The organism is Nesterenkonia sp. AN1 (assembly GCF_000582475.1).
Lineage (GTDB): Bacteria > Actinomycetota > Actinomycetes > Actinomycetales > Micrococcaceae > Nesterenkonia > Nesterenkonia aurantiaca.
This window is the reverse complement of the sequence record NZ_JEMO01000006.1, coordinates 134,731-148,463: the sequence shown is the minus strand read 5'-3', so window position 1 is coordinate 148,463 and position 13,733 is coordinate 134,731. Positions and strand designations below refer to the sequence as shown.

Genomic DNA, 13,733 nt, shown 5'->3' with positions numbered 1-13,733 from the left:
AGGACGCCGGAGCCCTCTCCGGAGCCCCTCCACCCAGCGCCGATCAGACCTGAGGAAACATGAGCGGATTGCGTTCGACGGCTCGCCGAGCAGCGCCTTCCGCGACCCGGACCGCGGGCCTGCTCGGCATGATCGCCGCAGCGACGCTGTCCGCCACGGCCTGTTCCTCGGATTCCGAGGATCTGGGCCAGGCACAGGATGCCGCAGGGCTCAGTGCCGTCTCCGCGGAGAGCGCGGAGACCGCCGGCCAGAGTTCTGCAGATCAGGACGCCGGAGATCCGGAGGGCGGCAGCGCCGAAGAGGCCACCGAGTCGGGGCCCGAGGAGCTGCTCACGCAGCGCGAGATCGCGCAGATCCTGCTCACCGAGTCAGAGCTCCCGTTCACCCCGGACAGCCACTCCACGCTGACCGGACTGGACTTCTTCCAGGACCAGCTCGGCGCGACCGCAGAGGTCTACACCGAGAGCTTCGGTGAGGGCGAGTGCACATCTGCCATGGACCGGATCAACGCGGACCTCATCGGGGACAGCCCGGAGCGCGGCGTGGTCCAGGAGTACCAGCACGAGCTCGCCGATCGCACCGAGAGCCTCTATGTATGGATGCTCGGCCTTGAGGGACGGCCGAATTCAAGTTCCGTCTGGGACCGGGTCGTCGAGGCCTGCACCGGACAGCCGCTTCAGGCAGAGACCGACTCGGTGGACTTCGAGGCTTTCGAGGCCCATGACTTCCGCGGACTCGAGCTGGAGATGGAGTCTACGACGGCGAGTCCATGGTGGAGGTCCTTGGCTTCTCAGCCAGCAAGGACTACGGCAGGCACCTGCTGATGGTCAGCGCCGCGAACATGGATGCCGAGACGTTCGAGGAGATCGTGGAGAGCCAGGCGGAGAAGCTCGCGACCTTCGATCACGAGCTCACCGACTAGCTTCGGGCGCAGAGTCCGGGAACGTCGCGCCGAGGGCCTCCAGCACCCCGCGGGACTTGGTGCGGATCTCCTCCCACTCCTCCGCAGGGTCGGAATCGGCGGTGATGGCCCCGCCCAGACCCAGGTGGAGCCGGCGGGCCCCGGGCGTCCCGGTGAGCACCGCGGTGCGGATCAGCACCGCAAGGTCGGCGGCGCCGTTCGTGCTGAAATACCCCGCCACCCCCGAATAGGGTCCGCGCGCCCCCGTCTCCAGACGCTGCAGGATCTCCATCGTGGAGATCTTCGGGGCTCCGGTCATCGACCCGGGCGGGAAGGCGTCGGCGACGACCCGAGCCCGCGGGACCTCATCCGGAATCTGAGCGCTGACCGTTGAGACCAGCTGGTGCACGCTGGGGTAGGTCTCCACCGCGCAGAGCCGTTCCGTGCGCAGGCTGCCCGGTACGGCGTGGATCGAAAGGTCGTTGCGCACCAGGTCCGCGATCATCACGTTCTCCGCCCGGTCCTTGGGGTGGGTGCGCAGATCCTCGATCATGGCACGGTCCGCTGCGGTGGTGGCCCCGCGAGGTCTGGTGCCCTTGATCGGCTCCGAGCGCACCGTGCCGCCCGCGCTGACGCTGAGGAACCGTTCCGGGGAGGTGGAGAGGATCTCGGTCTCCCCGATGCTCAGGAACGCGGTGAAGGGGGCCCGGTTGCGGGCACGAAGAGCGGCGAAGAGGTCGACGCCGGACGCGTGGCCCGGTGCCAGGGTCCCGGTGACCGCCGTGGTCAGACAGACCTCGTAGCTGTTGCCCGCGGTGATCTCTCGCTTGGCCGCCTGGATCGCCGCTAGATAGGTGCTGCGGGAATCCCTGACCGCGACGTCCTGTACTGCCGCAGTCCCCTGAGGTGCGGCGTCGCCTCCCTCGACCCGCCTCGCGGCGCTCCCCGCCGGCACCGGTCGGGCCAATGCCCGGATCACCTGTTCCTCCCAGTCGGACTCCGTGCTCGGGTCCAGGCACTGGAGCTCCAGCTGTCCCGTGCCATGGTGGATCACCACGGCGTGCGTGGCGCGGAACAGGCTGGCCTCCTGGGTGGGCAGACCGCTCTGCTCCAGCGCCGTGCCGGCCAGGTCCGCGGCGCCAGACTCTCGCTTGAGCTCATAGCCGAGCCATCCGACCCAGCCGAGCGCGAACCGCGGGGTGTCGCGCGGGGGCTGATCCGGATCCCCATCCGCGGCCGCCTGGTCCGCCGGCCGGCTCCAGTTCTCCGCCAGCCAGCTGAAGAACGGCTGCTGGGCCTCGGTGGTCCCCGCGGGCGTGGTGACGCTGGTCTGACCCTTCAGGTGGCTGACCGTGGCCGCCTGCGCGCCGAAGGAGAACGCCAGGATGCTGTGGGCGCTGCGCGCGGGCTGCTCGGTCCGGGCGTGGTCGCTGCTCTCCAGCAGCGCCGCCGGAACGCCGGGAAGCTGGGCGTTGAGGCTCGCGAAGAGCTGCGCGGCGAGGTCCTCGGAGTCACGGGCCTGATGATTCCGGGCCCTTCGCGCGGACTCCGGGACGAGCTCCTCCAGGTCCAGCAGCCGGCTGGTCGACGCAGCCCTCATGGGGTCCCTGGTGCGGCGGTCATGGATCAAGGATGGCACAGGCCGAGGGTCCGCTCGGCGCGCTACGATATCGCCCATGGCATCTGAGGCACAGCGGTCCGACACCGCAGAACCGCGACGGGGACGTCCGCGCAGTGAAGCCTCGCACCAGGCGGTCCTGGACGCCACGACCCGGCTGCTGCGCGTGAGCTCCTACGAGGAGCTCACCGTGGAGGCGATCGCCTCCGAGGCAGGGGTGAGCAAGCAGACCATCTACCGCTGGTGGAAGTCGAAGGCGGCCGTGGTGCTGGAGGTCATGCTCACCGGCAACGCCGAGATCGAGCTGGTGCCCATGCCCTCCACCGGCGATCTTCGCGCGGACTGTCTGACCTGGATTCGCGGCATGCTCGTCGAGGCCTTCCGCGACACCCACGTCGGTATGGCGCGCAGCCTCGTGGTGGCGGGACTCCAGGGTGATCCGGGGACCGAGCGGCTGCTGCAGCAGGCGAGCATGTGGGATCACGGCCTGCTGGCCGAGCGTCTGCGGGAGGCCGAGCGAGCCGGTGAACTTCGAGAGGGCGTCGACATCGCCGCGGCCGCCTCCGCGATCGGGGACCCGTTGATCTTCCGGATGCTCACCGGCTCCGCGCCGAGCCTGAGCTGGTCGGAGAGCCTCGTCGACGTCGTCGTGACCGGGCTGATGCGTCCCGGGGCCGGCAGCTCGATCAACTAGCGGCCATGACCTTGATCACATCAGGGCTTCATAAAGGTCTCGGCTAATTTCGAGACGCGGCGTTCCGTTTATGATCGTGTCATGGCAAAGCTCCTTTATCGCCTCGGCATGCTCTCTGCGCGCCGAGCCAAGACCGTCGTCGCAGCCTGGTTAGCCATGCTCGCCCTCGCCGTCAGCTCCTTCCTCGCCTTCGGCGGACAGCTGACGGATCAGATCACCCTCCCTGACCTTGAGACCACCGCGGTCGCCGACCGTCTGGTCGAGGAGATGCCGGACTCCGGCGGCGGCAACGCTTCGGCGATCCTGCGCACCGACGATGGTGAGCCGTTCACCGCCGAGCAGGAGGAGCAGGTCGCGGAGTTCATCGAGGAGCTCGAGGGCGAGGGCATCGTCAGCAGCGTCACCGACCCCTTCGCCACCGAGGAGCAGATCGCCGAGGCGCGCAGCGAGATCTCCACCGGTGAGTCAGAACTGGAGTCCGGCCGCGAAGAGATCGAGACCAACCGTGAAGAGCTGGAATCCGGCCGCGAGGAGATCGAGTCCGGATTCGCCCAGCTTGACCAGGGGCAGGAGCAGCTCGACCAGGCGATCGCCGACGCTCGGGAGCAGGGCATCTACGAGGCCGCGCAGCCCCAGTTCGAGGCGCAGCAGGCCGAGCTCGATGCCGGCCGCGCCGAGCTCGAAGCCGCGCAGCAGGAGCTCGAGGCCGGCGAGGAGGAGCTAGACGCCGGCGCGGAGGAGCTCAACGAGGCCGCCGAGGAGCTGGAGCGCGGCGAGGCGCTCCTGGAGCTCTCCTCCGGGGCTCAGGTCGTCTCCGAGGACGGCGATGTCGCCGTGCTGATGCTCAACTTCACCGAGCCCATGGAGGGCATCGGCACCGAGGACCTGGCCACCGTCTCCGAGGTCATCACCGACGCGCAGATCGAGGGCGTCGAGGCCCTTCCCGGCGGCGACCTCGACTTCGAGCTCCCGCACCTGTTCTCCGTGGCCGAGCTGATCGGGCTGATGATCGCCGCAGCCGTGCTGCTGATCATGCTCGGCACGCTCATCGGCGCCGGACTGCCGCTGCTCAACGCCCTGATCGGCGTCGGAGTCGGCGTTGCCGGCGCGCTGGCGTTCTCCGGCGTCGTCGACATGATGTCCATGACTCCGATCCTGGGCCTGATGCTGGGACTCGCTGTGGGCATCGACTACTCGCTGTTCATCATCCACCGGCACCGCCGACAGCTGAAGGACGGCATGGCGGTCCACAAGTCGATCGCCCTGGCCACTGGCACGGCGGGCAATGCCGTGGTCTTCGCCGGCGCCACCGTGGTGATCGCGCTGCTGGCGCTCAACGTCACCGGCCTGCCGTTCCTGGCCCTGATGGGCAGCGTCGCAGCCGCCTGTGTGGCCATCGCAGTGCTCATGGCAGTCACCATGACCCCGGCCATGCTCTCCCTGGTGGACCGCAGGATTCTCGGTCGCAAGGAACGTCGTCACATCGGGGAACGGCGCACCAAGGAGATCACCACACCGATGGGCCACGGCAAGGCGATCGGCATCGCCGCCGTCGCACTGATCGGACTCGGGGTGCTCTCCATCCCGACCTTCGACCTGCGCCTGGGCCTGCCCGACGCCAGCTCCAACGCCGAGGACTCAGCCTCCTACCAGGCCTACGCCGCCACCGAGGAGGCCTTCGGTCAGGGCGTGAACGGACCGCTCCTGGTCCTGGCCGACCTGCCCTCCGGCCTCGATGACACCCAGGCGCAGGACTACCAGATCGAGATCGGCACCGCGCTGCTTCAGAACGAGAACATCGCTGCCGCAGTGCCGGCCGCGCTCAATGACGAGAACACGCTCGGCGTCTTCCAGATCATCCCTGAGGAGGGGCCGGCCGCCGAGTCCACCGAGAACCTGGTGCACGAGTTCCGCGAAGGAAACCCGCTGGCCGGAACCGAGGCGGCCGACGTCGAGCTCTCCGTGGCGGGCATGACGGCCGCTCAGATCGACATGTCAGATGTGATCTCCGATGCGCTTCCGCTCTACCTGGCGCTGGTCATCGGGCTCTCGCTGCTGCTGACGATCATGGTGTTCCGCTCGATCCTGCTCCCGGTGATCGCGACGCTCGGCTTCGTCGGGTCCTTCGCCGCCGCCGTGGGCATCGTCGTCGCGGTGTTCCAGTGGGGCTGGTTCAGCGAGATCTTCGGCGTCACGACGCCGGGCCCGGTCCTGACCTTCCTGCCGGTGCTCATGGTGGGCATCCTCTTCGGGCTGGCCATGGACTATCAGCTCTTCACCGCCTCCGGGATGCGTGAGGCCTATGCCCACGGCTCCGCGCCACGGCTCGCCGTGCGCCAGGGCCTCCATGCCGGACGCTCTGTGGTGACCGCCGCGGCGCTGATCATGGCCTCGGTCTTCGCCGGATTCGTCTTCACCGATGACCCGATGATCGCCTCCATGGGGCTGGGGCTCTCTGTGGGCGTGCTGCTGGATGCCTTCGTGGTCCGGCTGATGCTGGTGCCTGCGCTGCTGCACCTGGCCGGGCCTGCCGCCTGGTGGCTGCCGAAGTGGATGGACCGTCTGATCCCGGACGTCGACGTCGAAGGCGCCCAGCTGGAGCGCGAGGTCGCACCCGAGGCTGCCGGCCCCGCCGACGGGCTCCAGCCGCTGGCCAGAGATGCTGAGACGGCGCCCACCCGCTGACCGACCCGCACACACAGCAAGCCCGGCACCTGCCAAAGGCGCCGGGCGTTGCTGTGTGATCCTTCTGTTGGGTGTCGGGGCTACTGCGAGTCCTCGTCCCGATCAAGCGGATCCTCGAGCAGCTCGTAGACGCCGTCGATGATCCGATTCGGTCGGAACGGGAAGTCTGCGATGCTGGCCCGGCTGGAGAGCCCGGTCATCACCAGGATCGTGTGCATCCCGGCCTCCATGCCGGCCACGATGTCGGTGTCCATCCGGTCCCCGATCATCGCGGTCTCCATGGAGTGGGCGCCGAGGTGGTTCAGTGCCGAGCGGAACATCATCGGATTGGGCTTGCCCACCACATAGGGCTTCCTGCCGGTGGCCTTGGTGATCAGCGAGGCGATGGCTCCGGTGGCAGGGATGACGCCTTCCGGGCTCGGGCCGGTGGCATCGGGGTTGGTCAGGATGAACCGGGCGCCGTCATTGATCAGCCGCACGGCCTTCGTGATGGCTTCGAAGCTGTAGTTCCGGGTCTCACCGACGACCACGTAGTCCGGGTTGGTCTCGGTCATGATGAATCCGGCGGCATGGATCGCAGTGGTGAGGCCGGCTTCACCGATGACGTAGCAGCTGCCCTGCGCATTGGACTCCGGATCGATCTGGTTCGCCAGGAACGTGGCCGTGGCCAGCGCGGAGGTCCAGATCCGCTCCTCGGGCACCACCAGTCCGGAGTTGCGCAGCCGGGCGCTGAGGTCCCGGGCGGTGAAGATCGAGTTGTTCGTCAGCACCAGATAGGGCAGATCCTTGCTCCGCCACTGCTCCAGAAGCTCCGCAGCGCCGGGAAGCGCCTCCTGCTCACGGACGAGCACGCCGTCCATATCGGTCAGCCAACATTCGATGTTCTCACCGTTCATGCCTTGATCCTATGTCCTCCCGCCGCGGGCCTGCCAGGGGCCGGCGCTGGGAGCTGGCACACATCGCGCTGCCCGGGCTCGTGGAAGAGGGTCGCGCACTCTTCGTGCAGATCGCCGAACAGCTGGAGTCCTCCGTCCTGGACGGCTCCCTGGCTGAAGGTGAGCGCGCCCCATCCAGCAATGAGCTCGTGTCCTTCCGTCGGATCAATCCGGCCAGGGCTGCGAAGGGTCTTAATCTGCTGGTGGACCGCGGAATCCTGCTCAAACGCCGGGGTCTCGGCATGTTCGTGGCCCCCGCGCCCGGGAGATCCTTCCCGCGTCAGCACCGTGCCCAGTTTGCCGACGGACTACCTCGATCCGATCATCACCGAGGCCCGCACCGTCGGGCTCTTGGTGGACACCATCATCGAGATGCTCCGCTCCAGGGCGTGACCAGCGTCTGGAGCGCTGCGGGAGGGAGGCGCTCATGAGCACCGCCATAGAACTGACCCAGGGGCAGTGCCCACCGCCTGAGCGGTCGCAGACTCCAGGGCATCAAGAAGGGAGCCCCAGATCGGCCAGCGTGAGGGGGACGCTGATGATCGGCCGAGTCCGGGCTCCCGAATCACTCGCACCTTGATGAGGTAGTTCCTACATTAGGAGTTCTCCTTGGGCAGGTGCTTGCGGTTTGCTGGTAAGTCACTGGGAATGTAATTCCTCCGCCCGGCGCGAGAAGAGCCCCGGGTCGGCCAGCGTGAGGGGACGCTTTAAATGGCTGACTCGGGGCTCTGAATCACTCGCACCTTGATGAGGTATTTATAACTGTAGGACCCATTCTTGGCGTTTTCCCGAGCAGTTCCTGGGAGCTTCCTGGGTCTTCAACCGCACTGCGGGTCAGCTCGCCCGCTATTCGCCTGACTCCGTGTCCGGCCGGGGCGTTCCGGGGTGCAGCACCAGCCGGTCTCCCTCGAGGGTGACCTGATGGGTCTTCACCGGGCGCAGCGCCGGCAGCGTCTCTGGGACGCCGGTGCGCAGGCAGAAGGCTGAGGCATGCATCGGGCACTCCAGGGTGTCCTCTTCGACGTAGCCGTCGGAGAGTGAGACCGCCTCATGAGAGCAGGTGTCGTCGAGCGCGTAGAACCCGCCGTCCTCGGCATGGACCACCGCGATGTCGTCATTCCATCCCGAATCCTCGGCGGAGACGCGGAAGACCTGGCCCTCGGGGTACTGGCCGGCGGGGCCGAGATCGATAGGGGGGAGTGCTTCGGTGCTGGACATGTGTTCTGCCTCTCTGGTGACGGATACCTGCGGCCTGCATTGTCTCAGAAGCCCTCACTCCGGCAGCTGGCGGCGGAGCTCTTCGAGCTTCCGACGCTCCCGTTTGGTGGGGCGGCCTGATCCGCGTTCACGGACCGGCAGTCCCACGTCGCGGGGCCTGATCCGCTCAGGCGAGTGGTCGCGGTAGGCCTTCTGGGCCACAGGGGGGCCGACTCGCTTCGACAGGGTGTGGACGACGTCGAGGATCAACTCGTGCCCGGGCCGGCGAATATGGATCCTGGTGCCCGGGGTGATGCGCAGCGAGGCCTTTGCGGGATTGCCGTCGATGGTGATGTGTCCGGCGCGGCAGGCGGTCGTGGCGGCGGAGCGCGTCTTGAACAGTCGGACCGACCAGAGCCATGCGTCGATGCGGACCGGGCCGGTGGGGCCGGTGGGGGCGGTCTCTGACATGGAATCAGTCTAGAGAACTGCTGTCTCGCCTGCGGCGGAGATGCCCCAGCGAATGCGCAGACCCCGCGTCCGGAGTGTGAGGGAACACTGTTCCGATACGCGGGGTCTGCTGAATCACTCGCACCTTCAAGAGGCACTTCCTACAGTAGAGAGGCTTCTTGGGCAGTCGATGGTCGTGACCTGTGAGCTGCCTGGAACTCTTGGGGCTCAGGCGTCGCCGCCTGAAGTCTGGTTGTGATATTCGCCTTCACAGAATTCAACCGTAAACCATCCGTCCACCGGTTCCGCCGCGACCAGGACCGCTTCCTCGTCGAGTGATTCAACATCGGTGTCGACCAGAGCAAGAATGTTTTCAAGCGGCTCCCGCAGTTCTACTGGGACGAGAATATAGTTCTGCTCGACCGCAGAATAGATCTCATCAAGAACCTCTTGATCTTCAACCCCTTCATTCATGTCAGTTTGCAGGCCTTCCATCATTGAACCGATGAACATGCAAGCCTCTTCTTCAGAGAAATAAGCACCTAGTTCCTCAGTTCTCTCGATGTCGATCTCATCGGGATCGGGAAGGTCGCCTCCCGGTCCCTCACCCTGGGGAATCTCGCCAGAATCGCCGTCGTCCGGTGAGGTGTCGGGCTGCTCCTCCGGTTCCGGGGTCGAAGTCTGCTGCGGCTCCTCGGACTCCTCCACGGGGGGTGCCGACTCCGAGCTCGGCTGCGTCGGAGGGCTCGGCTCCTCCTCGGCTGCGCATCCCAACAGTGCGAACGGCGTCATGGAAGCGAGTATCAGCATCCCTCGCACTCTTGTGCGGGCCATCTGGGCGCCCTGCGCGGGGGCGGATTTCGAAGCTGGAGGCGGCGTCATGGGTCCAGTGTGGCACGCGCTGCGCGGCATGAGTCACGAACACATCACAATGGCGTGCCGTGCCGGGCGTCGGCGCGTTCCTGCTCTCCTGGAATGGGATACTTTTCCAGCGAGGGCAGTGCAGCGCCACGCGAGCATCCTGCGGTAGTGATGTTCGCCAGCTGCGCTGCCCTCCAATCATTCCCAGGCGCTCGCGGACGCCTGGACGTCGACTCGAACGCTGCTCTTGCGTCCTCCACCGTGTTCATCAACGTGTCGTGCTCGGTTCGTTTCCATGATCACAGCGTGGTTAAAGTTGAACTTGAAGCTTTTTTAAAAACTCTTGTGGTGGACAACTAATCGTGGGTTACAGTTGTCCCGACTCGGCTTGCTGTACGCGTAGGTTTCCCATCTCTTAGTACGGTTCGCTGCTTCCCCAGTCGCCATATCTGCTTATGAATACTCCGCATGCGCGTGTTTCGCGTGCTGGTCCTCACTCACCCCACAAGGGGGCTCGACGGTCTCCCAGCCGATGAGCGCGAGGGTCCCAGTCGTCGTCGACCGTGAATGCCGGTGTGTGCATGGAGCCGTTCTGTTGTGAACGACTAGTGAGGAAGCACCTGTGCCGAAGAAACTCTCGTCTGCCGTTGTCGGCACCCTGGCCGTAGGCCTGACCATGCCACTGACCGCGAATGCCGCCGCCGCGGACACCGCGCCTATGAATGTGGCCGCGCTGTCCACTGCGGGGGTGGATGCTCCAGCGACCGGTCTCACCGGACTGAGCAGTGTGGACGTCTCTGCCTCGCAGAACGCCACCCAGTTCCGGCTCCCACTGGCCCAGCGGACCTTCAGCTACACCTCCCCGTATGGCTCGCGCTGCATGCCGACCCAGGGTGCCTCTACCTCCCACTTGGGACAGGACCTCGGTGCCGCCGACGGCAGCCCGATCTACTCTGTGGCCGCAGGCACCGTGGTACGCGCCTTCAGTGGCAACCGGTACAACACCGGCTTCGTCGTCGTGCAGCACCAGATCGACGGCAGGACCTTCCACAGCGCCTACCTCCACATGTGGGATGCGCACACCCATGTCCGCGTCGGGCAGACGGTGCAGGCGGGTCAGACCATCTCGCGGGTGGGAAGCTCGGGGCCATCCACCGGGCCGCACCTGCACCTGGAGATCTGGGAGGGTGCCTGGATGCACGGCACCTCGCACAACCCGACGACCTGGCTCGCACAGCGTGGTGTCGACCTGCGCGCATCCGCCTCCACCGTGATGAACATCACCAACCCGTCTGCCTGCAACTACTGGACCGTGAACTCAACTCCGCTGCGCGCCACCGCGAGCAGCACCGGTTCCGTCATCATGCAGCTCGGAGCGGGCGCCACGCTGACCGCAGCCCCGGGTGACACCAGCAACGGCATGGTGCGGGTGAACGCAAACGGTCGTATCGGCTGGGTGGCGCACTCTTCACTGACGCCCTCCCGTCCCGCCGGAGGCGGCACTGTGCCTGCGGCCAACGTCCCCCAGGGCACCTCAATCACGCCTACCCAGTACCGGACCATCGCGGCGCTGAACGGCCGCAGCGGACCCGGTAGCAACTACGCGGTTCTCCAGGGGCTCACCTCGGGCACCACGGTGACCGTCACCGCAACCCACGGCGGTTGGATGAAGTTCAGCCGAAACGGTCAGTCCGTCTGGTCGCACGGCGACTTCCTGTCCCGGGTTTCGACCGCCTCCACCGATTCCTCTAACACCAGTTCCGCGAGCACCGGTGATTTGGCCCATGGGGTCAGTCCCGCAAGTGGCAGCTACAAGGTCAAGGCCGGGGTGAATCTGGTCGCCCGCTCGAATGCCAGCGGTTCGAGTCCCATGGTCAAGGTGCTCAAGCCCGGCACCACGGTCACGCTGACCGGTATGAAGGACACCAAGGTCCGGTTCCATGACGGCACTCAGAACCTCTGGGTGACCGCAGCGCACCTGGAGAGAGTCACTGCTAGCACGAACACTGCCGCGAGCACCGGTGATTTGGCCCATGGGGTCAGTCCCGCAAGTGGCAGCTACAAGGTCAAGGCCGGGGTGAATCTGGTCGCCCGCTCGAATGCCAGCGGTTCGAGTCCCATGGTCAAGGTGCTCAAGCCCGGCACCACGGTCACGCTGACCGGTATGAAGGACACCAAGGTCCGGTTCCATGACGGCACTCAGAACCTCTGGGTGACCGCAGCGCACCTGGAGAGAGTCACTGCTAGCACGACCGGCTCCAGCGGCTCCACCTCAACCGGCTCTTCAAACACCTTCTCCTATGCCTACGGTGTCTCTCCCGCCAGCGGCACCTACACGGTCAAGGCCGGGGTCAACCTCAATGCCCGCACGACTGCCAGCACGACGAGCTCCATCGCCAAGGTGCTCAAGCCCGGCACCACGATCGAGGTGAACGGCGAGAAGGGCTCCGCGGTCCGGTTCCACGATGGCACCCGGAATCTCTGGGTGAGCGTCGCATACCTGGAGAAGGTCTCCACCTCGTCCGACTCCAGCAGCTCCACCTCGACCGAATCCCCCAGCTCAGGCTCCCTGGCCTTCGGTGTCTCTCCCGCAAGTGGCAGCTACACGGTCAAGGCCGGGGTGAACCTCAATGCGCGCACGACTGCCAGCACGACGAGCTCCATCGCCAAGGTGCTCAAGCCCGGCACCACGATCGAGGTGAACGGCGAGAAGGGCTCCGCGGTCCGGTTCCACGACGGCACCCGGAATCTCTGGGTGAGCGTCGCATACCTGGAGAAGGTCTCCACCTCGTCCGACTCCAGCAGCTCCACCTCGACCGAATCCCCCAGCTCCACCTCGTCCGACTCCAGCAGCGCCCCAACTGCGGCTTCCGGCAGCTACACGGTGAAGAGCGGAATCCACCTCAATGCCCGTACCGGCGCGAGTGCGACGAGCTCAAGCGTGAAGGTGCTTTCCCCGGGCACGAAGATCTCCATCACCGGCAAGATGGGCGAGTGGGTCAGCTTCCAGGACGGAACCCGCACACTGTGGGTCCATTCGGACTTCCTGACCCCGGTCTCATCATCGTCTCCGAGCGATTCGACCACCGGGTCATCCTCATCGACGAACACCGAGTCGTCTTCGAACACTTCGGGTTCGAGCACTTCCGCGAGCGGGACCCATCACGTCAAGCCCAACGTCTATCTGAATGCTCGCAGCGGCCCAGGCACCTCACATCAGGTGGTCCTGAACCTGAACCCGCTGCGTCAGTTCGAGATCACCGGGCGCAGCGGCGGCTGGGTGAGCTTCGTCTTCAGCGGGCAGACCGTCTGGGTCGACTCCACCTACATCAACGCCGGTGCCGCCGGCAGCTCCGGGTCCAGCAGCACGGGCTCCAGCAGCACGGGCTCCAGCAGCACGGGCTCCAGCAGCTCAACCCCCACCCTGGCGAACTCGACCAACAGCACGAGCAAGGTCGTCGGAACCGCCACCACCACGGCTCAGGTGAATGTCCGCATGGGTCCGAGCACCGAGAACAGCACGATGTTCTCCGTGCCGACCGGAACCAGGGTCGAGCTGCTCGAGAAGAAGACGACCGGCTGGCAGGAGGTCAAGGTCAACGGTGCCACCGGTTGGATGTCGGCGCAGTTCCTAACCACCTCCGACACCGCCACCTCTGGCTCCGGCTCGACCACCGGCGGCTCCACCACCGGGTCCTCCGGCAGCGGCACCTCCACCTCGGGCTCCGGCTCGACCACCGGCGGCTCCACCACCGGGTCCTCCGGCAGCGGCACCTCCACCGCACCGTCAACCTCGAACATGCACACCAAGAGCTCTAACGGCCCGTACAGCTCGGCCTGGGACAAGCTGGCACAGTGTGAATCCGGTGGGAACTGGAAGATCAACACCGGCAACGGCTTCTACGGCGGCATCCAGTTCAGCCCTGAGTCCTGGAAGGAAGTGGGCGGCTCCGGCTTCCCGCACCAGGCCACCAGAGAGGAACAGATCAAGCGGGCCCACATGCTCTGGAAGAAGCAGGGCTGGAACGCCTGGCCGCACTGCACCTCCCAGCTGGGGCTCAAGGGGGACCCGGGCGGCTACGGGGACGACTACTACAAGGTCCACCCCAGCGCGAAGACCGTCTCCTCGGTCTCGGCCGCAGGGACCTGGACTGCGAGCTACAGCGTGCCGCTGCGCGAAGAGGCCTCCACATCCAGCGACAAGCTCGTGCAGGTCCCGCGCGGCACGGAGCTCAAGCAGCTTCAGCGCGAGGGGTCCTGGCTCAAGGTCCAGTACAAGGTCGGCGGGGACAACTACACCGGCTGGGTCAACACCAGCTACATCTCCCAGGCCTGAGCCTTCGGCTCAGAGCTGGTAGAGAACTCAACACGGCAGCTCGGGGAGCGGCGCCA

The 13,733-nt window shown here is 66.3% G+C and carries 9 protein-coding genes; 4 read left to right on the top strand and 5 right to left on the bottom strand.

Annotated elements, in window-relative coordinates:
• Positions 1-59 precede the first annotated feature (59 nt).
• The gene (locus BG28_RS04575; protein ID WP_152539210.1) at positions 60-824 is read left to right on the top strand and encodes a hypothetical protein; all 765 of its coding nucleotides are present in this window, start codon (positions 60-62) and stop codon (positions 822-824) included.
• A gap of 87 nt (positions 825-911) precedes the next feature.
• Here BG28_RS04575 and BG28_RS04570 read toward each other — a convergent pair whose 3' ends face one another.
• The gene (locus BG28_RS04570; protein ID WP_051500979.1) at positions 912-2,501 is read right to left on the bottom strand and encodes an anthranilate synthase component I family protein; all 1,590 of its coding nucleotides are present in this window, start codon (positions 2,499-2,501) and stop codon (positions 912-914) included.
• A gap of 76 nt (positions 2,502-2,577) precedes the next feature.
• Between BG28_RS04570 and BG28_RS15330 the strand changes: the two genes are divergently transcribed.
• Positions 2,578-3,213 carry a TetR/AcrR family transcriptional regulator gene (locus BG28_RS15330; RefSeq protein WP_036474536.1) on the top strand — a complete coding sequence of 212 codons (636 nt, stop codon included), beginning with the start codon at positions 2,578-2,580 and terminating at the stop codon, positions 3,211-3,213.
• A gap of 81 nt (positions 3,214-3,294) precedes the next feature.
• Entirely contained in the window at positions 3,295-5,898 is a 2,604-nt protein-coding gene (locus BG28_RS04560) for an MMPL family transporter (protein WP_036474535.1), read from the top strand.
• 80 nt (positions 5,899-5,978) lie between these two features.
• Here BG28_RS04560 and BG28_RS04555 read toward each other — a convergent pair whose 3' ends face one another.
• The 4 genes from BG28_RS04555 to BG28_RS04535 all read right to left on the bottom strand — a co-directional run bounded on the left by BG28_RS04555 (position 5,979) and on the right by BG28_RS04535 (position 9,188).
• On the bottom strand, positions 5,979-6,794 hold the full coding sequence (locus tag BG28_RS04555) for an HAD-IIA family hydrolase (RefSeq protein WP_036474534.1): 816 nt from the start codon (positions 6,792-6,794) through the stop codon (positions 5,979-5,981).
• An 885-nt stretch (positions 6,795-7,679) separates the two neighbouring features.
• Positions 7,680-8,051, bottom strand: coding sequence for a non-heme iron oxygenase ferredoxin subunit (locus BG28_RS04545; protein WP_036474532.1), 372 nt, complete (start codon positions 8,049-8,051; stop codon positions 7,680-7,682).
• Positions 8,052-8,105: 54 nt separating this feature from the next.
• Positions 8,106-8,501, bottom strand: coding sequence for an RNA-binding S4 domain-containing protein (locus tag BG28_RS04540; protein WP_051500978.1), 396 nt, complete (start codon positions 8,499-8,501; stop codon positions 8,106-8,108).
• Between the two features lie 207 nt (positions 8,502-8,708).
• Complete coding sequence (locus BG28_RS04535; protein ID WP_133725593.1) at positions 8,709-9,188, bottom strand: hypothetical protein; 480 nt, start codon at positions 9,186-9,188, stop codon at positions 8,709-8,711.
• A gap of 775 nt (positions 9,189-9,963) precedes the next feature.
• On the opposite strand from BG28_RS04535, the gene BG28_RS15605 reads away from it, so the two are divergent.
• Positions 9,964-13,677, top strand: coding sequence for an SH3 domain-containing protein (locus BG28_RS15605; protein WP_036474530.1), 3,714 nt, complete (start codon positions 9,964-9,966; stop codon positions 13,675-13,677).
• The last annotated feature ends 56 nt before the right edge of the window (positions 13,678-13,733 follow it).